Consider the following 24,454-nt stretch of genomic DNA (forward strand, 5'->3'; position numbering starts at 1 on the left):
ACTATTAGTCATTAATAACCACTCCTCATTTTATTGTAGTTATTTAATATCTAGTCTATTAAACCCCTTATTATTATATTTTCTGTTTATCTTATTTATTCTCAAATTGTATAAAAGATAGATATATCCATCTAGATATAATATTTATCTTAAAATTATCCTATTTAGAGTTTAATATTTATAATATACAATTTATTTTATACTGGATTTACAATTAATTTTACCTATCAATTCCATTACCATTTGATAAGATGATAAGTTTTCAATTCCAATTTAGAAATTAAGGTGGCATATTTCCTATAGATCAATAAGGTCTTCTTGCATCTCGGCTATTAACATTGGTTTGATTCCTTTTTCATCGAATACATCCATACTATCAACCTCCTTGAGTAGTATGGTCAATTATGGGTTATTTTAGGCATATAACGAAAAGTATACAAAACTTTAATTAGAACATATATCTATAGTAAAGCTATTTAGGAGGTTATTTATGCCTGAAGAATTCCACCCAGATACTAACCAATTGCAAAATACAATAAATATGATTGGTGAATCTATAATATCTAAAGAAAAACATTTGCAATTTTTTCAGTGGTTGATTGACCATGTTAGGATATCAGAACTTTCTCCTATACCATCTCTTTCACTATCTGAGGCAAAACAAGTAATAACACTTTTAGAATCTGCAAGAGATGACGAGCTAAAACATGCTATCTTACTACAAAATATTTATCATCGACTTACTGGCACTTATGCCCCATTTTATGAAGGGGTTTTTTATCCACCAAAAAATCTTATAGCTGGATTAGAAGACTCTATCAATGAAGATTTAGAATCTATAAAAAAAAATAGACTCATAATGGGTGGTTTACCATATTCTTACGATAGAGATATGATTTCAAGTATCATATCTGATGAGCTATATCATATAGGCTTATATAATTATTTACTAACAGAGCTTTCAAACTTAGAGTAAATAGCAAAATAGGGTAGCAATTAAGCTACCTTTTTACATATCTAAATTAATTTTCTATCTTTTAAATACTTTATACCATTCACAATAATATATTATTTTCTATATAGTATACTAGAGTAGAATTATTTAATTACTATTCTACATTCCATATCATTCCCTAGAATGCTTTTAAATAAAACTATATTTCATGTCATCTTTTTAATTAAGATGACATATTTTTTATTATTTTTAATAACTAACACAAAATAATAAATTAAATTCTACACTATCAATTAATATTTTCATATTATAAATAATAAGGAAGGTGATGGATATGGATTGTAATGACAAAACAAATAAAAATTGCTTAAAAGGATCTTGTTTTTTTAACTTGCCTGCTAAACAATTTTCGCTTCTATCTTCAATAACAGGTATCTTATTAATAGACAATCCAACAGGATGCACTCGGAAATTTTTTGACAAATATAGGGCAAAATATTTCAACTTCAGCTGCTCAAGAAACAGTTTTAAATAGTAATGACAATCAAGATAATGAAATTGAAGCACAATTAGAAATACTGAAAAACCATATCTGCTTATTAGAGAAACAAGCGAAAAAAAAATAGCATAGTTATTGATTATAATTGTTACTTTTATGTAAATCTTCCTCTGTTATTCCACCTATTACAAATAGCTTCTCTGCTGTATAACTTTTAAAATCTTTTATATGCTACATAGTATATCAGTTTTTATGTAATTGTTTAATCAATAATGTAGAATTAACAGAAATATTGTAATTTGAATACCATATAATAGGAATATTTTTGTATTCCTATTAATTTTATAAGAAGGTGTTTATATGGAAAGATTTTTCTTCTTCGGATTCATAACATGTCTAGGTTGCAGAAGAAGATTTTCAATAAGATGTATATGCAGCAAGTGTCATCGCTGTTTTAGTTGTTGCACTTGTTGCAGAGAATAAATTATAGTAATGTTAATTAATGTAGATAACATAGGGTAGCAATTAAGCTACCCTTGTTTACTATCTACATATATTTTCTATTTTCCAACCACTCAATCACTTTTCTATACGTCTCCTTAAAGTCATTACCAACAAACAATTTTACAAACACTTTTTCGACATAAATTTCATATTATATATCAGTGGACAATAATATAATCCACTAAAATTATAGTTTACATTTAAGTCCGCCTTAAGTGAATTGAGATACATTGTTTTTTAATTAAATATCAAAACTTTTTTTCAATATTACAGTAACAAATTTATTCATTTATTCATTCATATAATTTTGGGGAAATAATAGTAATGTATCATTCCATCTTATTAGGTTTATTAAGATGGAATGTTCGTTTTAAAAAACTATCCATTTACTTTGAGTTGTTTGGTCTAATGTGGGTAATTTTGTATTGCGAACTAAATTCAAGTAAATAAATACTATAATATATAGATAATGATATTAGGGGGAGGATAGTATGAGTAATGAGTATTCACAAATGAAACCGCTAGAGAGTGAAAATTGCTTTTTAAGACCTGTGAGACTATCTGACGCAAAAGATTTGTATGAATGTTATAGTAAAGACATTGTAGTAAAGTATTTACCAATAAAAAAACATTCCAATATAAAAGATACTGAAGGGTTTATAAAAAAGTTTTTTATAAATAATTATAACCAAGGAAGAGTAGGGCACTACGCAATAGTTTCTAAAAGAGATAATAAAGTCATAGGAAATCAGGGATTTAACAATATAAAGCCTGGCGATGAGGAAGCTGAAATAGGCATCTGTATAAATCCAAATTATTGGGGAGATGACTATGCTACAGAAATTACTGAGGCTATGATTAACTATGGATTTACACATCTAAATTTAAAACGAATCATAGCTGAAACATATAAAGAAAACTCTAATTCAACTAAATCGCTCAAGAATTTAGGATTTATATATCTAGAAACAGTTACAAAAAAATTTTCTAATACAAATAAAAAGACAAATAAAAATAAACTATTTAAATCTATTCTTTTAAATACAAAAGACACTGTTTGCTACAGATACATTCTTTATAAGGAGAATTATACTAGATACAATAAGTATTTGTTTTAGTGTTATTTAAATAATAATTTTCAAATAAGAAATAGGTCTTAATAGAAGTAGAGTAAACCCTCATATCTTCATATTAAGACCTATTGAAATTTAGTAAATAATTTATGATTATTATGATCCCAGAACTTTAAATCCTTTACCGTAGACTTCTTTTACATCGGAAACAATGACAAACGCCTCTGGATCAACATCCATAACAAGTCTATTTAAAAATAGCTCTTGTTTTTTTGTTACTACTACTTGTAGTATCTCTTTGCTTGTTTTTGTATAGACGCCTTTACCATCTAAAATAGTTAGTCCTCTATTTAATTAACCAGTTATTGCCGTTCTAACTTTTTGTGGCTGGTCTGAGATTATATAAAATGCTCTCGATGAGTTAAATCCTTTTACTATTATATCTGCAATCTTCACTATTACGAGAAGAGCTATACCTGAATATAGAGCTGTCTCTATACTATTATTTACGAATCCTGATGCTATAACAATAGTTCCATCAAGACCGCTAAGTAAATTTGTTGCTTTAAAAGGGAATTTTTTGCTTAGTATAAGTGCTATCAGGTACAAACTGTACCCACCTTATATCTACATTAATTTTCTATCTTTTAACCACTTAACCATTAACCTATATGTCTCTTTAAAGTCATTACCTACAAACTTAGTAACATTGTCTGGGAATTATTCTAATCCCTTAGATGCTCCACCTCCTATAGCGTAAGCATTTCTACGAATGTAACTCTTGTAGTCTGCAATGTCTACTATAGTTGAATTAGGGAGAAATTCCTTCATTATAATAGCAACTGCCTTGTCTCTATCTCCACTATATATTATTGCATTGTCGTATGTCTGTGGTTTAGTTTCATTATTACCTTTATCACTCGCTATTGATTTATTTAAAATACCTTTTGCTATTAGTTTAGCAACTTCTCCATAACCCAATTTTGTAGCTATATCATAGTCATTTTTATAATCGCAGAAGAATGTTTCTATCATTATGGCAGGGCAATCTGTAGAGTTAAGAATGTACAAATCTGGTCTATCTTTTACACCTCTGCTTGTAAATACAGTTCCTAGTTTATTTACTACTCTTTGCGCATACATCTTGCCTGTATTAGAGCAATATAGTACTTCTGTACCTTTTGCGCTACCGTTTTAGCTATTAAGATGCAACTCTATTACTAGGTCATATTTCTTTCCATTTATTCTACTTAATTTATAATTTCTTTCCTCTGTAGACTTTGTAAATTGTTTCTCTGGGCAGATAATTACATCTACTGTACAACCTGCTGATCTAAGTATTTTCACTAAAAAATCAGATAACATCTTGCAGTATTGATATTCGTTAACTACTCCATCAGCACTTGTACATAATCCACTTTTAAGTACACTATGTCCTACTGTAATTGCTATTTTCATAATATCACCCCTTATCTACTGTTTAAATTGCCTGTTAATCCCTTTAAATCACTACATAATGTTTCTATTTGTATAGCAAAAGCAGCTTGTTGCTGTTCTAGCTTATCTAATCTTTCTGAGTGGTTATCGAATCTACATTTATGTGTATCAATTTGATGTTTAATCAGTTCCTCATTTATTTATTCATCTCCGAATCTTTAAAATTTATATAAGGGATAGAATGATCTACCCCAAAATTTACAATAAAAAAACACCACATAAAGCGGTGCTTTTTCATGAATATATAATACACAACTGTAAGGAGAGACACTATTAAAGTGAACTCATGAACCATGTTAATATTATATACAATTATTTTTATTTTAATACAAAAACACCTCATTTTTAAAGGTGTTTAGGTATATAGGTAATTAAAAGTCTAAACACCAAAAGAATAAATATCAGTCAGTGCTATTACAATATATTAAATTACCCTTGATATTATGCAATAAAAAAGTTATTACAATTGTAAAAGCAAAAAAATACCTTTAATTTAGGGAACTAAGGTGTTTTTTCCCAAAAAGGAAATACTAAACACATATTAGTGATCAATAAATAAATATAAATATTATAATAACATACGAAAAAACACCACTGGAATAGGAGTTGGAAGCAACTAATACCAGGGTGTTTCTTCTGTGAAGAAAAATTCATGTATTCAGTACATTAATATTATGCTATTATTTATTAAATTTATTCATAAAAAAAGAACTTTACTTAGTATAGTCCTCGCTCGTTATTCCATTACATTTACTTATCTTGTTTATTTGCTTTTTAAATTTTCTACTTCTTTACTTATTTTTTTCAGCTCCTTATTATAAATTAGGTAAATCTATAGTCATTCCAATATGTCCAGCATCAACCCAAACTTTCTTTTTACTCATTATCCTCTCCTTTATTGCATTAGAAAAGAACCCTATTTCTAGAGTTCTTCTTTACGCATTAATTTATATAATCTATTATGCTTGATCCTCTCTACCGCATCTACAGCATCTTCTGCAGCAACCACATCTTCTACATATACGACTTCTACGAAATCTTCTTCTACATTGCGAACATCTTATAAGTCTCATTTATACCCCCCTTTATTATAAAAGTATAGTGAGTAAAAAATACGTCTACTTAAATTAATTCTATTAATTTAAGTAATATAGTGGATTGATTCTTGTCCGCTATATATAATATAATATGGAATTTATGTCGTAATAGTGATAATATTTTTCTTTATTAAAAAAATCTATTAATCTATTCTAAGAGATTAATTGGTATTAATTGTTTTTCACTGTAAAATAATTTACGGTTAAAATAGATTGGGTGCATTATATAAGGTGATTAAGTTAGTATAAGTAAGAGTAGTAATATATGGTTGAAAGATAAAAAATATATATAGGTTTACATAAGCATACCGCCTAATTATAACTGCGGTATGCTTTTCTCTTCAGTATTACACTAATTAATACTTGGAAAATAAAAAAATAAGACCTAGAAATTAATCTAAGTCTATCGGGAGTTGTATTTGCTAAAATACAATCGTTAAGCGAAGTTTATGAGCTGCACATAGATTAATACTACACTTCACATGCACGCCCCACTCCGAAGAATAGAACTTGAGGTAGTTCTCGGAGTTACAAGTATAGTTGTTGCCATCGTAGTTGCTAAAATCTTATTAATTCTGTTATTTTTCATATAAACCTCCCAGTATAGTTTTTTATTATACTTAATTTGTTATAAATTAACATTAATATATTTATTATTCAATAACCTTGACATAACAAACTACTGTGAAAGGCAACTAAGAAACAAGAAAAACGAAGCAGTGAAAGGTATAGCTATAATATTGTTCGGGAGTGAAATTTTTAAAGAGGAAGAGCCAAATTTAGGAGATATTTTTTCTTTATCATATGTAATGGCTTGTGTCGTATACTCACACTTTAAAGTTTCTTTAAGCCTTTTTAATTCTTCCAAATGTAGTTTCAATTCTCTATACCCTTTTAATATTTTCTCAGTAAACTCAATACATACTTTCTTTAAATCATTAGCCATAACATCACTCCTATAAATCTTCTATAGTAACCTCAATCCTTGCTTCATCGTCATATTGCTTACTAGCATGTAACTCACATATGTACCTATCATCTTTAAAAGCCTTGCCATTTAACCCATCTAAAACAGCCTTAACCACGTTGTCTATATCTTTCTTTGTTGGTCTTAAATAACTTGGTTTCTTAGGCTTCTTAGAGTATATATCAATACTTACTTTGATTAATCCCTCAAAGTAATGTCTCTTGCCATACAAATACTTTATCGACTGTTCAAAATATCTTGTTTTATCTGTCGTTCGAGCATGCCCATTATTAAATCTTGGTCTGTCCTTACTGACACACTCTCCTGGTATCGTAAATTCTACTTTCAATTCTTCCCCTCATATTTCTGTATTTTAAGAAGGTGCATATGCTTTGCATGAAATTCATATTATGTTAAAGTAACTTACAATATTTATTATATTAATTTTCGACTTTAATCGTTCCCATGTGTCAATTCCACCTTTTAATATTACTTACCTCCCATATCATCATCATTTAAATTATTCAAACCTGCTTTTTCCTTCAAATACTGGTTATCTCTCTCAAGCCTTTTATTTTTCGAAACAATCTCATTATTTTTTTAAATAAATTAGGAGTAGTAACCACTCCTCTTTTATATATAAAATTAAACAAACATTCTGAAAGGAAGTACACTATGCCCGCTTACAAAGACGATAATAGCAAATGGTTTATAAGATGTCGATATAAAGACCTTGCAGGAGAAAATAAACAAAAATTAAAAAGAGGTTTTAAAACTAGAAAAGAAGCGCTTGATTGGGAACGTGATTTTTTAAATTCGTTAGAAACATCTCCTGAAATCACATTTGAAAACCTTACAGAAAAATATCTAGAGGAATGTCTACAAGATTAAAAAAGACAACAATTAAAAAAAAGAAAAACATTCTTAAAAATAAAGTATTACCTACATTCGGTAAATTAGAAATAAGTGATGTCACTCCTATTCATATAAGAAACTGGCAAACTCTCAAACTTACTTGAAAGGTATACATGATCAATTAACATCAGTTTTAAACTATGCAGTTAATTATTATGGACCTAAGTCTAATCCAACCCTTATAGCAGGTTCTATGGGTAAGAAGAAAGCTCAAGATATGGACTTTTGGACTTTAGAAGAATTTAATACATTTATCTCTGCAGTAGATAAGAAAGATATAAAACTTGCTTTTAATATTCTTATTTTGGACAGGTATCCGAATTGGTGAATTGATGGATCTAACTCTTTCAGATATAGATATTTATAACTCTTTAATAGATATAAATAAAACATATACAAAAATGAATGGCCAAGAAATGATTACAGATAACGATATTAATAATTACCTTGATAATTTATATGGATTAGAAAAAGATAATCGTATTTTCAGTTTTGCAAAAACATATTTAGGAAAGCAATTAAAAAAATATGCAGCTATAGCTATGTAAAAAAATATGCAGCTATAGCTATGTAAAAAAATTAACGGTGCATGACTTGAGGCATTCTCATGCAAGCTTGTTATAAATATGGACGTAAATGTTCTTACTATAAGCGAACGTTTAGGGCATGAAAAAGTAGATACAACTTGGAATACATATTCACACCTATACCCAAATAAACAACTTGAAGTTATTCAAAGATTAGACTTTATGGTATCAAAAAGGTATCAATGATAAATAAAAAAGTTCTAGGCATTAGTATTTCTAATGCCTAGAACTTTTACTGGCGGGAATGCGTGGGAGCGTTTTAAAAATGTTTTTATTTGCGTAATATTGATATTTCAATCCTTTTGTTTTGCATTTTCCGTATTTTACACAAATAAAATGCCTGTATTATTTTTTTCAGAATCATATTAAAATCAAAATATTTTTTTATCTCTCTTTAATAAATAATATAAAGTATATAAAAATAGGAATAAAATAACAACACGTTGTGATAATTTCTCCTATAAAAAGTTCTTAATAAAGTGTCACAAAAAAGACCTAGATATTCTAGGTCTTACTTTTTATATTCTTAACAATCCTTTTTCTTAGCGTACATGCACATTTATAATTCATTTGCATACACTTTATTACACAAGTGAATTACAAGCGTAGCGTTCTTAAACTTGTTTTAAGATGTGATAAACGTTAAGCGTAATCGATTAAAGTGACCCTGGGAGAAATCTATTTATTTTGATTTCTCTATTTTTTTACATAAATTTAATTAAAGTTCATTATGTTTACGTAAAAAACTACCTACATTTAAGCAGGTAGTTTCGTAATAAAACTTGAGTAGTTTTTCTCTTCTTTTTTTATATTTTTTTTAATATTTTATAAACTATATAAAAAATCAGCACTAATAGTGCAGTATTTACAATTTGTCCGACAAAGTATATATCTATCATTTTACTCTCTTCTTTCTATTTAATTTTATATGTACCTGTAACTGTATGATCCTTTGAAGCAACTGTACCAATACCATTGACTAATATATTCATATTAATTGTTCCTCTTGCTTTTAATGTAACACTCTTCTTATTAGACTCTATATTAGCAGTAGTTGGCCCTTTTACTAGATGTAAACCTAATGTATACCCAGTTAAACTTTGACCTTTACCAGTAACTTTAGTTATTTTTTTATTAGAAACATGGACATCTCCGTAAACATTAAAGTTCGCACCCATGCCGATTTTTTTAGAATATTTAAGTGATTTCGATGTGGAAGCAGCTCTTGCTAATCGAATATTATTATAATCAGAAGATTCAACTTCATTGCTAATTTCATTGAACTCTTTTAAAACCTCTTGCAGTTCCTCTTCACTATTAACAACAATAGGTGTTACTCCTTCAGGAATTTCGCATATCTTTAAACCATATTTTTTTACTAACTCTTCGGTATGTTCCCTTTCTGTTGTTTTGCCTTCTGATGATAAGTTTGTTTCATTCCTTCCTTCAAGTGCATATGTAGTTTCACATATAGGTAATAATATCAATGCTGCAGCTAATAAAATAGCTACCTTTCTTTTAAAAAACTTTAGATTCATTTTACTTTCCTCCTTTGTTGAATTTGTGTTAATAACCAACATTAGAATAGTAAAATTAAAACATAATTTCAACGTTTTATGCATAACTGGTCATTTAAAATGTATAACTGGCCATTATTATCAATTAATCCAAGTTTTCAAATTAAAATAATTTTCAAAGAATAATTAAATATATAATAAGTGTATGTCACAATAAAAGATCTAGTATTTACTCTAGCTCTTTACACTCATTTGGTAACTTATCTTCTCTAATTCCTTTTAATACCGGTTGCCTTAAAGATCCTCTGTCATTTGGCATATACTCAACTGTACATACTAGAGTTAGCTCAAGCCAAACAACATCGTCATTTATGTGAACCATTGTTTATACTGTTATTCTTTACTCTTGAATAATAAATCTATTTGTGCTATTCTCATGATATTGACATTCATTCTCAAAGAATAAATAATAAAATAAGGAGTATTCATATGAAAAAAGCAATAATATTACAGGCTATGATTATTTTTACAATGACATCCTCAAGTTTATCTTTTGCAGATACAAGTTCGATTAAGAAAAACTATAACGTAAAACCAGTTGAGATTGACGCAATGACAAAAGCAACATTTAATCCTGGTTCTGGAACTGAGGGTTTTAACGGTGGATACGAAGATCCAGATGAAGATAACACTCCTAAAACAGAAAATATCGATGAAAGTAAGATAAAAACAATTATTGACAATGAATTTGTAGAAGAGTCTATTTTTCAAAATGAAACGGGTCATTTAATACTAACAATAAATGAAGATAAGTTAGGTGGTAATTTCAAAAATGCAATCAGCCATATCGGAATTAATAATACGAAATATGAACATTCTGATGTTAGCATAGATAAAGCATCTTGGTACGATATATATATACCATATAAATTCTTGAAAGAAGGTAATAATAATCTTTATTTCTATCTAGATGATAATGTATATAAGTACTCTTTAATAACACCAAAAGATTTCTCTGACTTAAAATTAACACCAGATTTATCTGCAAGTGAAATGGGCGAAGGAGATGGGTGTGTACTGAAAATAAAAGCAAAAAACTTAAATGCAAACGAGTGGATTAACTCCTTAAAAAAGGAACATATAACTATTAGTAATAGAAGCTTTGGGACTAATGTAAGATCCAACGATTTTAAATTGGATGTAGATAAGGAGAATAATGAAATTTCTATTTCTTTTTTAGAAAAGACTTATGACTTCGATATATATCAAATAGAATTTAGAGTGCCTGGCTTTATAGATGAATATAAAGTGATTTCTCCATTACTTCATCCACCAAAATTATATGGAAAATTTAATGATAATGGAAATTTAAATTACACAATTACAACTGAACAAGGAGAAGACGTCTACTTAAGAAGATATATGACTAAAATATTATTAATTGATGCAGAAAATAAAAAAACGACTCTTGAAAAAGGACTTGATTATAATATAAATAAGGATAAGTTAGAAATTAAACCAAGTCTTTTCAAACAAGGTGAAAAATACACTATTAAAATTAAAGCTAGTTCTTATACTACAGCACAATTAGACTTAACAGTACCTAATATAGACTTATCAGTTAAAGAGTGCCCTAGTTTTGACTTAGATTATATAGAGCAAGGTCAAGATCTAGAAATAAAACATATCGACAATATTGATTGGCTAAATAATATAACTAAAATAAGTCTTTTCGACCCAAGAGGTTTCGAAATAACACCAATAAAATATTCAATAAAAAATAATAAACTTATTATAGATAAGGAGTCTTTTTTAGGAAGACAAGGAAAACACACTCTTGAGATTGAATCAAAGGGATATATAGATTTTAAAAAGAGCGTTCAGTCAAAAAAATATGCAGATGCTAATCTAAATATAAAATATGAAGATCTTAAAATTATGTTTAACGACAAAAATAAAGATAATCTATACGATATAGTTGATAAGAATCTTTCAATTAAAATAAACGGAAATATAGTTGATTTTGAGGACTCTTTAACCAGCGTTGAAATACCTAAAAAAGAATTAATTAAAGGTGAAAACATAATAGAGATTAGTCACCCAAATTACATAGATATAAGAAAGAAAATTGATTATACTGGCGACGATAATCTAACGGTAAGTAATATTGAATACAAGATAGATAAAACAGAATTAGAAAAATTAATAGATAAAGCTAATTCATTAAATCCATCTGAAGGAAAGATATTCTCTAAGGAGTCTAAGAAAACCTTTGACATGTCTTTTTCTAAAGCAAAAGATGTATCAAGAAAAAATTCATCTACTCAAGATGAGATAAATAGCACAATAAAAGATCTTGAAATTTCAATAAATAATTTAGTTGAAGTGACAGATGTAAATAAAAAAAATCTAATTAAGGTTATAGAAGAAGCAAAATCTAAAAAACCTTCAAAAAATAAAGAATTCACAGTAGCAAGTAAAAAATCCCTGGATGAAGCTCTTAAAGAAGCAAATGATATGGTATCAAAAGATGATTCCACTCAGGAAGAAATAGATAGTGTTATGGTTAAACTAGAGAAAGCTATATTAGGATTAGAGGAGAAAGATATTAACCATAATAGCTCTGGTGGTTCCAGCAATATGCAATCTAACAAAAAAGATATTGTAATTATCGGAGGATCAGATAGCATTAACAATGATTTTGAAAATAGGTTATCCAAACACAATGTATTAAGAATAGCTGGTAATGACAGATATCAAACATCCGTAGAGGTAAGTAAAAAATTCAAGAATGCAGATGTTGCCATAATAGCTAATGGTGAAAACTATACCGACGTAATGTCTTCAACACCTTTAGCAGATAAACTAAAAGCTCCTTTGTTACTTACAAAGCAAAATAATATTCCAAAAGAAGTAGAAAATGAATTACAACGACTTAATGTAAAAAATGTAATTATTATAGGAGGAAACTCATCTATTTCTAAGAATATTGAAAACGTATTAAGAAATTACAATATAAATAGATTTGGTGGTACGGATAGATATGAAACTTCTGCATTAATAGCACAAAAAGTTGCTGATTCCGAAAGTTATACTAAAAAAGCTATTTTAGTAGATGGAACTAATTTTCCAGATGCAATAAATATGTCTGCTATGGCAGTTAAAGAAAAAATGCCTATCTTATTGACGACACCAGATTCGTTATCGAGTGAAACTGCAAAAACTATAAAGGATTTAGAAATTAAAGACATAACGATAGGTGGAGGTTCTAAATCAGTATCTGAATCAATAGAGAAGAATTTAAAAAATACTCATACTGTAAAGAGAATAGCCGGATCAGATAGATATGAAACATCTCATTTTGTAGCAAAACATATTTCTCCCAACTTTAAAAATATAGTTGTAACTACAGGGGAGAATTATCCAGATGCATTAGTAGGCTCTGTATTTGCTACACAAAACAATCGATCTCTTCTTATATCTAATAATTCAAGAATAGAAGAGTTCTTAAAAAATATTGAATAATATAAATGGAATCCGGTTTATTGACAGTAGTTCACTTTTGACAATAAGATATTAAAGACCGAAATGATCAAAACAAGGGTAGCATTAAGCTACCCTTTTATATAATATACTAGTGGTACATAACCACTAATTTGAATATTTGCTTCTAATAAATATTGAGTCTATGCTTTTGTATTTGCATAGACTCTTTCGTATTTTAATACCTTTTATGAATATATCCATGCTATCGCCTTTTAGAGATAGTATGCCAATGAATTGTATTTATCATTTGCATAACTCTGCCCTTTTAATATTTAATATTCACATATTATTTAAAACAATATATTATAAAGTATCCATAAGATTATCATGGATTCCTTTTTATTTTATTGTGAGATTCATAAACGACTTCATTGTCGTGTTCTCGAATCTTATTTATGTATCTTCCTTCCGGTATGTAAGATATAGTAAATTTAACATGCCACCTTATTAAATATATAAGGTGGCATGTTTTTTTCTACTACATTGATTTTCTATTTTTCAACCATTCAACTACTTTTTTATACGTTTCTTTATACTGTAGAGCAATGTTCTATGCAATTCGTTCCAAGGATATATTCGCTACTGGATCAGCAGTTGATATATTTAGAAACTCCTGTCCAGCTACATGAAAAGTAACAATATCTCCGGCAACCAGAGAAACGAAAACTGTCATTGACATATCACTATTACGGCCATTTTGCTCATTAAAACGATCACTGCTAGTCACATCAACGCCGTTTACCTGAATCGTTAACGTCTGTCCTCCAAGGTAGATAGGTTCGATTAAATAGTCAATGCGATAAATCCCATCAAGCAATATCGTAATATCAGAACTTCCTGGGATAAAACCTAAATTCTCAAATTCTCCGGCCACAAATTCGAATGTAATATCGCTGTTTGCAGGAATAAATCCCCCCAAAGGCTCTGGATCATGTCTAAATGTTCCAAATGCCGGTGTAAATGCCCCGCCTGTCGCTCCTGTCGCTCCTGTTGCTCCCGTCGCTCCTGTTGCTCCTATTGTTGCTCCTGTTGGACCTGTTGGACCTGTCGCTCCTGATCCCGTCGCTCCTGTTGACCCTGTTGCTCCCGTTGCTCCAGTTGGACCTGTTGGACCTGTCGCTCCTGTTCCCGTTGCTCCGGTTGGACCTGTCACTCCAGCAGCTCCTGTTGCTCCGGTTGACCCTGTCGCTCCTGTTGACCCTGTTGCTCCCGTCACACCAGCTGGACCTGTCGCTCCAGTTGATCCGGTCGCTCCTGTCACTCCACGTCGTGGACAGCAATGTGGTGGTTTAGGATTATGACAACATTCGTCACAACAATTGTCACAACAGTCATCGCAACACTCATTACAGCAATTGTGTTTGTTGAATTTATAGTTATCATCGCTAAAATATTTATATCCCATTAATTACAACTCCTAATCTTTATTTGATCTACGATCTATATATATTATGTAGAAAATAAAGCTTTCGTGACTTGATGTAAATAATTGACTCCTGAGCTGAGTCTATAATTGGAATTAGAACTACTAACATATCTGCTTATTAGAGAAACAAGCGAAAAAAAGATAGCATTATATGCTACATAGTATATTAGTTTTTATGTAATTGTTTAATGTAGAACTAACAGAAATAATGTAATTTGAATACCATACAATAGGAATATTTTTGTATTCCTATTAATTTTATAAGAAGGTGTTTATATGGAAAGATTTTTCTTCTTCGGATTCATAACATGTCTAGGTTGCAGAAGAAGATTTTCAATAAGATGTATATGCAGCAAGTGTCGTCGCTGTTTTAGTTGTTGCACTTGTTGCAGAGAATAAATTATAGTAATGTTAATTAATGTAGATAACATAGGGTAGCAATTAAGCTACCCTTTTATCATTCTCTGCATTCTATAGGTGGTTTATCTTCTCTAATTCCCTTCAAAACTGGCTGACTTAAAGAACCTCGATCGTTTGGCATATACTCAATTGTAGCAACTAAGGTAGGCTCTATCTATACAGCATCCTCATTATTTGATCCACTTGGAACGTACTTAATAGGTGGATTACTAGCTTTTTTATATTTATACTGATTGAGCTTCCTAAGACTAACGCCTAAAGTCACATGTCCTTTATATATCAATTCATTTTCTTCATTATATTGTGACTAATTTACTACTTATGTATAAGCTTTGATACTACGAATTATCCTTGAAAAGCGGAGAAACAAAGTAGTGTTAAATATGCTTAAACAGATTGTCATGCCTATGTGATATACTATTGATAATATAAAATATGAAAGAAGGTATCACTATTGGAAAAGTACATAGCACTTTTACGAGGTGTAAACGTAGGAGGTAAAAACAAAATATCAATGCCAGAATTGAAACTGGCGTTTGAAGAAATTGGATTTTTAGATGTTATTTCTTATATTAATAGCGGAAATGTTATTTTTTCTAGCAATACGCAAGATAAGAGCGAATTGATAAGAAAAAGTGAATCTATAATCGAAGGTAAATTTAAATTAAGTATTCCTGTAACAGTTATATCGGCAAAAGAGTTATCAGATGTTTTGAAAAATGCACCAGTGTGGTGGAATACAGAAGATAAGGAAATATATGACAATGCATTTTTCGTAATTCCTCCCACTAGTGTAGAAGAAGTATTCGCAGAAGTTGGTAACGCGAAGCCTGAATATGAAAAGGTTGATAGCTATGGTAATGTAATTTTTTGGTCTGCTTCTTTGAAGACTTTCAATAAAACAAGATGGTCAAAAACTGCTAGTTCATCAGTAAATAAAAACGTTACAATTAGGAATGCAAATACAACAAAAAAACTTTTAGAACTTACAGAAAAATAAATATATGTAAAAGGTAGACACTTAAAATGAGGTGTCTATTTTTTTACCTAATTTTTTGAAAGGACGTGATACTACGAAAGCAGAAAAACAAGAAACCAAAGGTCGCTCCCTACCGTGTAAGACCATCAAACAAATAAGATTCATTCAAACCATTAGACAGAAAGGATAGGTAAAAATATGGATCTTAAATTTGTCATTCCCAACATGGAAAAAACATTCGGCAATTTATAATTTGCTGAGAAATATATAATCATCAGAATCAAATGCCTCTTTATGTTCTGCTATTAACATTGGTTTGATTCCTTTTTCATCGAATATATCCATATAATCACCTCTTAGGGATAGTATGGTCAAGGTATGGTAGTTTTAAGCATAAAAAAGATTGTTGTTATTTAAATTAGTGTAATAAATCAAGTCCATCATCATAAGGTTCCATTTCAACTTCCTGAGATATGATTTCGATTGATATATCCGCTAGATTATCTTCACATATAATTTCATCTGGTTTAAGTGATTTATCTATAGTCCAAATTAAAGTTGCTTTTATATTATAACAAGTAGTTATAACCTTAGAATCAATAAATTGTTTATCTATGGTGTCTATACTATTAAGTTCAATATCTTTTAAATAATCGAATGTTAAATCCAGAACAATATTGTCCCCTAATAAAGTAATATCCATTATCTCAAAATTATCATATGTAAATCCCTCATCAACATAAGTAGTATATCCTATAAAAGGTGAACTGTTAGAAATTATACCAGAAATATTTTCATTTTCAATATATTGTATTACTTCATTTTCAGTAGCTTTTATAATTTTTTCTTCTATTCTGCTATCGTTAATAAAATCAATAAAAATCTGTTTATCTTTAATTAATGAGTTTACTTCATCACCATATATATAATTTTTATCCAAAATCTTATTTATATTATTCTCATATACTTTTATAAAATCACTTACACTTTTATGAGCACTTTTATATGGTGAATCACCTAATTTTTCTGATATCTTATATTCTTGAGAATCACTTTGTTGTGCAACCTTATGATTTTCAGCAAAATCAGTAGTATTATCTGAAATAAAAAAACAATTTTTTAAATCATTTTCATTTATATGCTCAACATAAGAATACCAAATAATTGCATCACGAATTGATTTTTTTTCACCTTATCGTCATGATCTTTCTGAACAAATGGCAGTACTTCATACATGTCGATTCTTACTATTTCATCAAGAACTTCTAAATAATACGGTACTATTTTTATCATTCCTTGATTCACCATTGATTCTATTCTTGTATCAAATTGCTCATTAAAGTAATCTAAATCTACTTTAACATCAATATGTTTTGATTTATCGAACAAATTTGTATTTAAATTTCCGGATTTTCGTTTAACAATCTCGAGATTTTCGTTAATAAAATTTAAATGCCCCCTCTTCAATTCCGCAACAACAGCTTTGCTTAAATAAATTGTTGAATCATCAAGCATGGAAAGTTCGTTTAATACAGACAATTTTCCTCTTCGTAAAAACGGATCATTAAAAATAATATTTGTGTCTAAAAATATATTCAATTTGACAGCTCCTTGCATAGAATTATATTTAATTTATTATTATATTACATAATAACATACAAAATTAATTTTTACCGTTTTTAAATAAAAATAACAGTAGGCACAAATCGCACCTACCTTACATTTACAATAATTCTCTATCCTCCAACCACTCTACTACTTTTCTATATGTATCTTTGATAATTCAACCTAATTAGTAATAATTCCCAGTTATGTAGTTATATTGACCAGTTTTGTATAAAATATTGAATTAACATATATCTTATACTATACTAATGACGGTTCTTAACACAAATTTAACAAAGGAGGAAAGAAAAATGAACCTGAAGTATTTTAAAAGAGAGCTAGCTATTTTATTAGCCGCTGCACACAATAGCTAAATATTAAGCAAATCCTAAATGATTAGTGATTAAAATTAATCTCTAAAATTGTTTAAAGAAAAGCATTATGTCCCACTGTAAAAAACTTAAATGTACTAAAATTACTTAATTCTAATATATAAGTTAAATATGTTGCACGAAATTTAGTATTTAATGTTATTATATTATTTATTAAATTATATAATAACATTTAAATACTAATATTACTTGGCTCATATTTATGAAAAATATATTATATGTTAATTTTAACTAAATATAAATAATTATCCAAAAAGGCGGGTTGTCTATGAAAGTAAAAAAAAGATATTTAAAGTCATTCACCTATGTCCTAGTTTTCTCTGCAATAATATGCAATTTACTAATGAGAGATGCTGTACAAGCCATTATGCCAGAACCACAAGAAATAGTATCTATTGATAATAGCGGGGTTATAGACGATCATATTTATAATCTAAGATATGATCCAAAACAAATATTATCTTTTAGTGGTGAGAATATAGAAAACTTTATCCCTAAAGAAGGTCACAATGATCCAAACAAATATACTGTTATAAAGCGTGAAAAGAAAAGCATATCAGATTCTACTGCAGATATATCAATAATTGATTCGATAAATGATAAGACTTACCCTGGTGCTATACAGTTAGCAAATAGAAGTCTAGTAGAAAACAAACCAACTTTGGTTTCGTGTGAAAGAAAGCCAATTACTTTAAGTATTGATTTACCTGGAATGGGTAAAGGTGGATCTAAAGTTGTAGAATCACCAACCTACTCTTCTGTAAATGGTTCCATAAATTCTCTACTTAAAAAATGGAATAAGAACTTTTCGTCTGAGTACACTATTCCTGCAAGAGTAAACTATTCTGATACTATGGTATATAGTTCTTCACAATTATCAACAATGTTTGGATGTAACTTAAAAACAATAAATAAATCATTAAATATAGACTTCGATTCTATATTTAAAGGTGAAAAACAAGTTATGGTAGTGTCTTATAAACAAATATTCTATACAGTAAGCGTAGATGCTCCAAACAAACCTTCAGATTTATTTGGTGATAACGTAACATACGATTCATTAACTAAAAAAGGTATGAATAATGATAATCCTCCAGCTTATGTATCTAATGTAGCTTACGGTAGAACAGTTTACGTAAAACTAGAAACTACATCTAATAGTACAAATGTAAAAGCAGCGTTTAAAGCATTAATTAACGGTCAAGATGTACAAAGTAATGCTGAGTATAAAGATATATTAGAACAAAGCTCATTTACCGCAACTGTTTTAGGAGGAGGAGCAGAACAACATAATAAGGTAGTAACTAAAGATTTTAACAAAATAAAAGCACTTATTAAAAAAAATTCAGTGTATAGTCCACAAAATCCTGGTTACCCAATTTCTTATACAAGTACATTTTTAAAGGATAATAGCGTAGCAACTGTAAACAATAGAACCGAATATATAGAAACAACATCTAAAGAATATACGCATGGGAAGATAAAACTTGATCATCACGGAGCTTATGTTGCTGATTTCGATATAACATGGGATGAGGTTGATTACGATGAAAATGGTAATGAAGTAATCTCACATAAAGCTTGGGATGATAATATGAAAAATAGAACAGCAAAATTTAATACAGAAATATATTTAAAAGGTAATTCCAGAAATATAAATGTAAAAATTAGAGAGTGTACTGGTCTAGCTTGGGAATGGTGGAGAACTATCATAGATGATAAAAATATTCCACTGGTAAAAGAAAGAACTTATTCAATAGGTGGAACAACGTTACATCCTAGTACTTCAGTTACAGCGAAAGACTAGAATATAATAACCTTCCATTTTTTACTCTTTTGTATTATTTTGATTACTACGATCTATTATACGAAATTAAAAAAATTAATATAGATACAAATAAAAAAGGCCTTCCGCTAAAAGGTCTTTTTTAATTGATTGCAAACAATAATATCAAAGTGAATAATGCAATTATAATTAATAGTTATGATGCTATTGTAATTTCTGTAGGTATGATTATCCTAGAAAAAATAAAATTAAAAACTATTATATTGTTTTTTTAATAAAATATTTTCTTTAAAATATCGTTATATGTATATATTATCTATAAGTTAGAATATTAATATAATAGTTATCCTAAAATGGTTGACTCTTAACTTTTACTTGAAAGTAAAATCTACATCAATTTTCTATTTTCTAACCACTTAACAACTTCTCTATAAGTCACTTTAAAGTCTTTACCAACAAACTTTGTTACATGACCGCCAAACTTATCTATATTATTACTAGCACCACCGTTCTATTATAACCGCGGGACAATCTGTTCCGCTTAGTATATAAAAACTCTTTTGTACAAACTCAGTTTGTTTTTTAGCTCCCCTACTCGTTATACCTAACCCTACTATTTTCTTTTCTATTCTCTCTGCATAAGCTTTACCTTTTGAACTATTTTGATGATATATAGTCTCTACACCTTTTGCGTTTTTATTATCCGAGCTATTAAGATGTAATTCTATAACTAGGTCATAACACTTACCATTTATTCTACTTAATTTATATGGTTGTTCTTGGCTCTTGCTAGTAAATTGCTTCTCAGGGCAAATAATTACATTTACTGTATGTCCTTCTTTTATAAGTATATCTGATAATACTGGTGCTAACATCTTGCAATATTGATATTCGTTTACTACTCCATCAGCACTAGTACACATTCCGCTTTTAAGTATGCTATGCCCTACTGTTATTGCGATTTTCATAAGTTATTCCCCCTTATCCTTTAATTGTTCTAAAGCATTTTGTATTTGAACAGGTACTTTTATACCTATCTGACTGCAATTTTCTAATATACTAAGTCCTTCATTTGCTATATAAAAATAGCACACAAGTGTTCTAAACACCCATGTGCCATTACCTATTAAACGATCTAAACATACTGCTACTATTAATACTACTAATATTGCACTTTTCTTCGCTAATCCTTTAAATCCAGTTTTGCTGTTTAAGTTATTATTAACCTTTCCTTTTAATAACCCTAGTATATAGTCTAAGGACATAAACATTACCAATACTATTATTGCTATATCCCATGTTCCAAGTACCCATGTTAAACCAGTTCCTATTACACCTATGGCTGTGCTTATTTTTTCTGAATAAACATTCATCTATCAATCTCCAATCATTTATTTTGAGTTATTACATTAAAAAAGCACCACATTAAGTGATGCCTTTCAAAGTGTATATATAAAAATGTACACAGGATTAATGTCCTCTTTACATTTTTATATACAATTATTCAGTTAATATTATCTAAAAATTTAAATTTATTCTTTGTCGATTGAAGATATAACAGGTTTTCCATCACTATCTAGAAGAGGAGTTAATCCCCCAGAATATCCATCTACATGATATAAATAATTCACGCCTGTTTCTCTATCAACCCAAATTTCTGTCAAAGCGGAAAGTTTTCCTTCTTTATAAATTTTTTAAAATCTTACATTTGATTTCCCCATAAAAATCCCCTTTTCAAATTACTTTTATCTATATATTATCATATATACAATAATATTATGCTATTATTTATTGATTTATTTCATTAAAAAAAGAACTCTACTTAGTATAGTCCTCGCTCGTTATTTCCTTATATTCTGTTTCTGTTATTTTCTGCTTTTCTACTGCATTTTTAACCATTTCTTTATTCCAAATTTCTCTTTTAAAATACTCTTTTATTTTATTGAAACTTAGTATTAGCATTATAATAAACCTCCCATCATTAGGACATACTCCGTATTTGCTTGACCTTGTTCTAATTCATTTACTCTATCTTTTAGAATATTCTCCTCTGTCTTTGGTATATCTTCGTATTCATAGAAAGGTTCTTTTGTATCTATATTTACATATAATATAGATACCTTTCCTTCTATCTTTTGTTGCTCTGGTAGTTTATCTACTACCAATCCGGTTTTGTTTTCTAGCACTTGTTGTGCAAATTCTTCTACTGTTAATCCTCTTCTTTTCGCTCTTTCTTCAACATCTTGTGCTACTAATGATGCTTTGTATTTGTTATCTTTTATTTGCTCTAAATTTCCTAAAAATTTCATTATTGTACTACCTCTCTTTCTTTTAATATTGCTAGTTTTTCTAGTGTAATTATCTTTATATTTAATAATATATGTCCGTAATCACTACAAGCATATACAAACCCTTGAGAATCAACAAACACCTTCCTTATCTCTGTTAAACCATATTTCCATACTTCGTATATTAAATTATCTTTATCTAGATAAGTATGTCTTTCTTCATAATCAACAACACCATAAACATTACCCTCGCTATCCTCAGTAACACCAACATCACCCTCCAAAATAGGCAACTTAGTCTTAATACTATCTATATTATCCGCCATCTGCTGAAACGAATCGCTACCATTTGTCGGTACATCCTTGCCAGTAACAGCGGTAGCGATTAACTGTTTCCCACTACTGACAGATTGCTTTAAATCTGTAATTTCTCCGTCTATCTCTGTCTTATTATTAGCTATAGCCGTTTCTAAACTTTTATCTTTAATTGCTAACTCCTTTAATGCTCCCTCAACAGTTCCACTTTCAAAGTTATTGTCTGTATCTTCTATTGTTACTTTATTTCCTGTAAGTTCTATAGTACTTAAATCTGTAGCAACTTTATTTATTTTCTTTTCTAGATCTGTCTTTGTTGTATCTATTTTAGTATTCATTTTTGTTTCTAATACTTGTAAATCTTTCTTACTTGCTAATATAACAGTTGGGTCTACTTTGATAGTTACAACTTCAGCATTAGAAATCTCTAGTATTATTTTTATAGTTAAATCCTTAGTGCTTCCATTGTCTGCTGTGGGTTTATATGTCTCTGGTATTTTAGAAACAGCTAACATATTCCCTTGATCATCAAATACTCCAGCCTCTCTTATATTAAATCCACCTACGTTACCAGGAATTGTAGCAAATATAACTACCCAACTAGGATTATTTTCATCTGGTGCGATAGATGTTATATTACTTTCCCATACCTTATTTTTTAGTGATGTCTGTGTTTCTGATGGGTTATAATATTGTCCGTTACTGTCACCGACTTGAAACTTAGTTATATTTACTTTTTCACCTAACACCGTAGCATTGGCTATCTTAGCTTTACCTACCTCAGTAAGTATCGTATAGAATTGTTCCATTAAATCACCCCTCTTGGATATACCGTTATCTCTTCGTTTCCTTCTGCTGTTCCGATAGCAACATTGTATTTACCTTTACTTTCTATTTCTTTAATCGACCAAGGATAAACAGCTATTTCTTCACCTGTTAAAGCGACCGCACCAATATATAATTTATCTTCACTAATTAAATTCATCATTCTGTAAAGGAGACAAATATGCCTGCATATAAAGATTATCAAAGAAATACTTGGTATCTACAATTCTATTACAGTGATTTCTCAGGCAAGCAAATGAAAAAATTAAAAAGAGGATTTAAAACTAGGAAAGAGGCTCTCGACTGGGAACGTGATTTTTTAAATTCTCTAGAAACTTCCCCAGATATCACCTTTGAAAATTTAACAGAAAAATACCTAGATGATATGTCTACTAGATTAAAAAAAACAACCATAGAAAAAAAGAAAAATATACTAAAAAATAAAGTATTACCAACATTTGCTAAATATAAGAGTTAACTCCTATTCGTAAAAGGAATTGGCAAAATGAACTCCTTAAACAGGACTACTCCGATACATATTTAAAGGGCATTCACGACCAATTAACGTCGGTTCTTAACTATGCGGTAAAGTATTATGGGTTAAAGTCTAATCCAACGATATTAGCCGGTTCTATAGGTAAGAAAAAAGCACAAGATATGGATTTTTGGATTTTAGATGAATTTAAACAATTTATAAATGTCGTAGACAAGCCTGATGTGAAGTTGGCATTTAATATATTGTTTTGGACAGGTATTAGAATAGGAGAGTTGATGGCTCTTACTGTAAAAGATATATACACAAAAAAGTCTTTAATAGACATTAACAAAACATACACTAAAATAAACGACGAAGAAATAATCACAGAGCCCAAAACTCCTAAAAGTAAGCGTATAGTATATATACCAGATTTTTTATGTAACGATATAGATAATTATATAAAAAGCTTATATAGAATAGAAAATAATGAACGTATTTTCAGCTTCGCCAAAACATATTTAGGAAAGCAATTGAAGAAATACGCAGCTATAGCTGATGTGAAAAAAATAAGGGTACATGACTTGAGGCATTCTCATGCAAGCTTATTGATAAATATGGACGTAAATGTACTTACTATAAGTGAACGTTTGGGTCATGAAAAAGTAGATACAACTTGGAATACATATTCACACCTATATCCTAATAATCAACTTGAAGTTATTCAAAGATTAGAATTTATAGAATCATAATAGAATCACAGGCAAAATAAAAAACCGTCAAACG

At 29.1% G+C, this 24,454-nt stretch carries 32 protein-coding genes and 1 pseudogene; 13 read left to right on the forward strand and 20 right to left on the reverse strand.

Annotated features, from left to right (window positions below; all coding sequences use genetic code 11):
* Positions 1-490 precede the first annotated feature (490 nt).
* The 3 genes from J2Z43_RS12660 (at position 491) to J2Z43_RS12670 (ending at position 3,076) form a co-directional block, all read left to right on the forward strand.
* Complete coding sequence (locus J2Z43_RS12660) at positions 491-976, forward strand: ferritin-like domain-containing protein (protein WP_209457497.1); 486 nt, start codon at positions 491-493, stop codon at positions 974-976.
* Positions 977-1,431: 455 nt separating this feature from the next.
* Complete coding sequence (locus J2Z43_RS12665; RefSeq protein ID WP_209457498.1) at positions 1,432-1,581, forward strand: hypothetical protein; 150 nt, start codon at positions 1,432-1,434, stop codon at positions 1,579-1,581.
* An 868-nt stretch (positions 1,582-2,449) separates the two neighbouring features.
* A complete protein-coding gene (locus J2Z43_RS12670) occupies positions 2,450-3,076 on the forward strand; it encodes a GNAT family N-acetyltransferase (protein WP_209457499.1) in 627 nt (208 codons plus the stop codon).
* Between the two features lie 111 nt (positions 3,077-3,187).
* On the opposite strand, the gene J2Z43_RS15345 is transcribed toward J2Z43_RS12670, so the two are convergent.
* From J2Z43_RS15345 to J2Z43_RS12695, 7 genes and pseudogenes are all read right to left on the reverse strand, one after another.
* On the reverse strand, positions 3,188-3,367 hold the full coding sequence (locus J2Z43_RS15345) for a YitT family protein (RefSeq protein ID WP_327786972.1): 180 nt from the start codon (positions 3,365-3,367) through the stop codon (positions 3,188-3,190).
* 18 nt (positions 3,368-3,385) lie between these two features.
* Positions 3,386-3,640 carry a YitT family protein gene (locus tag J2Z43_RS14905; RefSeq protein WP_234926397.1) on the reverse strand — a complete coding sequence of 85 codons (255 nt, stop codon included), beginning with the start codon at positions 3,638-3,640 and terminating at the stop codon, positions 3,386-3,388.
* A gap of 111 nt (positions 3,641-3,751) precedes the next feature.
* Positions 3,752-4,210, reverse strand: a pseudogene (locus J2Z43_RS15210) (N-acetylmuramoyl-L-alanine amidase); the annotation flags it as partial.
* 15 nt (positions 4,211-4,225) lie between these two features.
* Positions 4,226-4,489 carry a hypothetical protein gene (locus J2Z43_RS15215; protein ID WP_327786966.1) on the reverse strand — a complete coding sequence of 88 codons (264 nt, stop codon included), beginning with the start codon at positions 4,487-4,489 and terminating at the stop codon, positions 4,226-4,228.
* Positions 4,490-4,500: 11 nt separating this feature from the next.
* Positions 4,501-4,668, reverse strand: a complete 168-nt coding sequence (locus J2Z43_RS15450; RefSeq protein WP_209457607.1) for a hemolysin XhlA family protein — start codon at positions 4,666-4,668, stop codon at positions 4,501-4,503.
* A 1,636-nt stretch (positions 4,669-6,304) separates the two neighbouring features.
* Positions 6,305-6,571, reverse strand: coding sequence for a hypothetical protein (locus J2Z43_RS12690; RefSeq protein ID WP_209457500.1), 267 nt, complete (start codon positions 6,569-6,571; stop codon positions 6,305-6,307).
* Between the two features lie 10 nt (positions 6,572-6,581).
* Positions 6,582-6,941: a RusA family crossover junction endodeoxyribonuclease gene (locus J2Z43_RS12695; RefSeq protein WP_209457501.1), complete on the reverse strand. Its 360-nt coding sequence runs from the start codon at positions 6,939-6,941 to the stop codon at positions 6,582-6,584.
* Between the two features lie 326 nt (positions 6,942-7,267).
* Between J2Z43_RS12695 and J2Z43_RS14910 the strand changes: the two genes are divergently transcribed.
* From J2Z43_RS14910 to J2Z43_RS14930, 5 genes are all read left to right on the forward strand, one after another.
* Positions 7,268-7,483 carry an Arm DNA-binding domain-containing protein gene (locus J2Z43_RS14910; RefSeq protein ID WP_234926398.1) on the forward strand — a complete coding sequence of 72 codons (216 nt, stop codon included), beginning with the start codon at positions 7,268-7,270 and terminating at the stop codon, positions 7,481-7,483.
* Positions 7,468-7,611 carry an N-terminal phage integrase SAM-like domain-containing protein gene (locus tag J2Z43_RS15350; protein WP_234926399.1) on the forward strand — a complete coding sequence of 48 codons (144 nt, stop codon included), beginning with the start codon at positions 7,468-7,470 and terminating at the stop codon, positions 7,609-7,611. The genes J2Z43_RS14910 and J2Z43_RS15350 overlap by 16 nt, the downstream gene beginning before the upstream one ends.
* On the forward strand, positions 7,608-7,835 hold the full coding sequence (locus tag J2Z43_RS14920; protein WP_234926400.1) for a hypothetical protein: 228 nt from the start codon (positions 7,608-7,610) through the stop codon (positions 7,833-7,835). The genes J2Z43_RS15350 and J2Z43_RS14920 overlap by 4 nt, the downstream gene beginning before the upstream one ends.
* Positions 7,836-7,908: 73 nt before the next feature.
* Positions 7,909-8,055 carry a hypothetical protein gene (locus J2Z43_RS14925; protein ID WP_234926401.1) on the forward strand — a complete coding sequence of 49 codons (147 nt, stop codon included), beginning with the start codon at positions 7,909-7,911 and terminating at the stop codon, positions 8,053-8,055.
* A gap of 78 nt (positions 8,056-8,133) precedes the next feature.
* Positions 8,134-8,280 (forward strand): hypothetical protein, encoded by a 147-nt coding sequence (locus tag J2Z43_RS14930; protein WP_234926402.1) that lies wholly within the window; start codon positions 8,134-8,136, stop codon positions 8,278-8,280.
* 728 nt (positions 8,281-9,008) lie between these two features.
* Here the strand turns inward: J2Z43_RS14930 and J2Z43_RS12705 are convergent.
* Both J2Z43_RS12705 and J2Z43_RS12710 read right to left on the reverse strand, forming a co-directional pair.
* Positions 9,009-9,632 (reverse strand): hypothetical protein, encoded by a 624-nt coding sequence (locus J2Z43_RS12705; protein ID WP_209457502.1) that lies wholly within the window; start codon positions 9,630-9,632, stop codon positions 9,009-9,011.
* 208 nt (positions 9,633-9,840) lie between these two features.
* A complete protein-coding gene (locus J2Z43_RS12710; RefSeq protein WP_209457503.1) occupies positions 9,841-9,993 on the reverse strand; it encodes a hypothetical protein in 153 nt (50 codons plus the stop codon).
* Between the two features lie 107 nt (positions 9,994-10,100).
* Here J2Z43_RS12710 and J2Z43_RS12715 point away from each other — a divergent pair, with 107 nt between their 5' ends.
* Positions 10,101-13,136, forward strand: coding sequence for a cell wall-binding repeat-containing protein (locus tag J2Z43_RS12715; RefSeq protein ID WP_209457504.1), 3,036 nt, complete (start codon positions 10,101-10,103; stop codon positions 13,134-13,136).
* Between the two features lie 571 nt (positions 13,137-13,707).
* On the opposite strand, the gene J2Z43_RS12720 is transcribed toward J2Z43_RS12715, so the two are convergent.
* On the reverse strand, positions 13,708-14,562 hold the full coding sequence (locus tag J2Z43_RS12720; protein ID WP_209457505.1) for a collagen-like triple helix repeat-containing protein: 855 nt from the start codon (positions 14,560-14,562) through the stop codon (positions 13,708-13,710).
* A gap of 595 nt (positions 14,563-15,157) precedes the next feature.
* A complete protein-coding gene (locus J2Z43_RS15075; protein ID WP_268828407.1) occupies positions 15,158-15,286 on the reverse strand; it encodes a hypothetical protein in 129 nt (42 codons plus the stop codon).
* A gap of 171 nt (positions 15,287-15,457) precedes the next feature.
* Between J2Z43_RS15075 and J2Z43_RS12725 the strand changes: the two genes are divergently transcribed.
* Positions 15,458-16,003: a DUF1697 domain-containing protein gene (locus J2Z43_RS12725; RefSeq protein ID WP_209457506.1), complete on the forward strand. Its 546-nt coding sequence runs from the start codon at positions 15,458-15,460 to the stop codon at positions 16,001-16,003.
* Positions 16,004-16,400: 397 nt separating this feature from the next.
* Here the strand turns inward: J2Z43_RS12725 and J2Z43_RS12730 are convergent, their stop codons facing one another.
* Together J2Z43_RS12730 and J2Z43_RS12735 are read right to left on the reverse strand one after the other, a co-directional pair.
* A complete protein-coding gene (locus tag J2Z43_RS12730; RefSeq protein ID WP_408631525.1) occupies positions 16,401-17,159 on the reverse strand; it encodes a hypothetical protein in 759 nt (252 codons plus the stop codon).
* Positions 17,117-17,599, reverse strand: a complete 483-nt coding sequence (locus J2Z43_RS12735) for a hypothetical protein (RefSeq protein ID WP_209457508.1) — start codon at positions 17,597-17,599, stop codon at positions 17,117-17,119. The genes J2Z43_RS12730 and J2Z43_RS12735 overlap by 43 nt, the downstream gene beginning before the upstream one ends.
* A 648-nt stretch (positions 17,600-18,247) precedes the next feature.
* On the opposite strand from J2Z43_RS12735, the gene J2Z43_RS12740 reads away from it, so the two are divergent.
* Positions 18,248-19,786 carry a thiol-activated cytolysin family protein gene (locus tag J2Z43_RS12740; RefSeq protein WP_209457509.1) on the forward strand — a complete coding sequence of 513 codons (1,539 nt, stop codon included), beginning with the start codon at positions 18,248-18,250 and terminating at the stop codon, positions 19,784-19,786.
* A 476-nt stretch (positions 19,787-20,262) separates the two neighbouring features.
* On the opposite strand, the gene J2Z43_RS12745 is transcribed toward J2Z43_RS12740, so the two are convergent.
* The 7 genes from J2Z43_RS12745 to J2Z43_RS12775 all read right to left on the reverse strand — a co-directional run bounded on the left by J2Z43_RS12745 (position 20,263) and on the right by J2Z43_RS12775 (position 23,356).
* Positions 20,263-20,733, reverse strand: coding sequence for an N-acetylmuramoyl-L-alanine amidase (locus tag J2Z43_RS12745; protein ID WP_209457510.1), 471 nt, complete (start codon positions 20,731-20,733; stop codon positions 20,263-20,265).
* Positions 20,734-20,736: 3 nt separating this feature from the next.
* Positions 20,737-21,138 (reverse strand): phage holin family protein, encoded by a 402-nt coding sequence (locus J2Z43_RS12750; protein ID WP_209457511.1) that lies wholly within the window; start codon positions 21,136-21,138, stop codon positions 20,737-20,739.
* Positions 21,139-21,297: 159 nt separating this feature from the next.
* Positions 21,298-21,456, reverse strand: a complete 159-nt coding sequence (locus J2Z43_RS12755) for a DUF6440 family protein (RefSeq protein ID WP_327786973.1) — start codon at positions 21,454-21,456, stop codon at positions 21,298-21,300.
* A gap of 127 nt (positions 21,457-21,583) precedes the next feature.
* Positions 21,584-21,727 (reverse strand): XkdX family protein, encoded by a 144-nt coding sequence (locus J2Z43_RS12760; RefSeq protein ID WP_209457512.1) that lies wholly within the window; start codon positions 21,725-21,727, stop codon positions 21,584-21,586.
* Positions 21,727-22,074, reverse strand: coding sequence for a hypothetical protein (locus J2Z43_RS12765; RefSeq protein WP_209457513.1), 348 nt, complete (start codon positions 22,072-22,074; stop codon positions 21,727-21,729). The genes J2Z43_RS12760 and J2Z43_RS12765 overlap by 1 nt, the downstream gene beginning before the upstream one ends.
* Entirely contained in the window at positions 22,074-23,177 is a 1,104-nt protein-coding gene (locus J2Z43_RS12770; RefSeq protein ID WP_209457514.1) for a phage tail protein, read from the reverse strand. The genes J2Z43_RS12765 and J2Z43_RS12770 overlap by 1 nt, the downstream gene beginning before the upstream one ends.
* Positions 23,177-23,356 (reverse strand): hypothetical protein, encoded by a 180-nt coding sequence (locus J2Z43_RS12775; protein ID WP_209457515.1) that lies wholly within the window; start codon positions 23,354-23,356, stop codon positions 23,177-23,179. The genes J2Z43_RS12770 and J2Z43_RS12775 overlap by 1 nt, the downstream gene beginning before the upstream one ends.
* 18 nt (positions 23,357-23,374) lie before the next feature.
* Between J2Z43_RS12775 and J2Z43_RS15220 the strand changes: the two genes are divergently transcribed.
* Positions 23,375-23,671 carry an Arm DNA-binding domain-containing protein gene (locus J2Z43_RS15220; protein WP_327786967.1) on the forward strand — a complete coding sequence of 99 codons (297 nt, stop codon included), beginning with the start codon at positions 23,375-23,377 and terminating at the stop codon, positions 23,669-23,671.
* A gap of 179 nt (positions 23,672-23,850) precedes the next feature.
* Positions 23,851-24,420, forward strand: a complete 570-nt coding sequence (locus J2Z43_RS15225) for a site-specific integrase (protein WP_327786968.1) — start codon at positions 23,851-23,853, stop codon at positions 24,418-24,420.
* The last annotated feature ends 34 nt before the right edge of the window (positions 24,421-24,454 follow it).

Source organism: Metaclostridioides mangenotii (assembly GCF_017873185.1).
GTDB classification, from domain to species: Bacteria; Bacillota; Clostridia; order Peptostreptococcales; family Peptostreptococcaceae; genus Metaclostridioides; species Metaclostridioides mangenotii.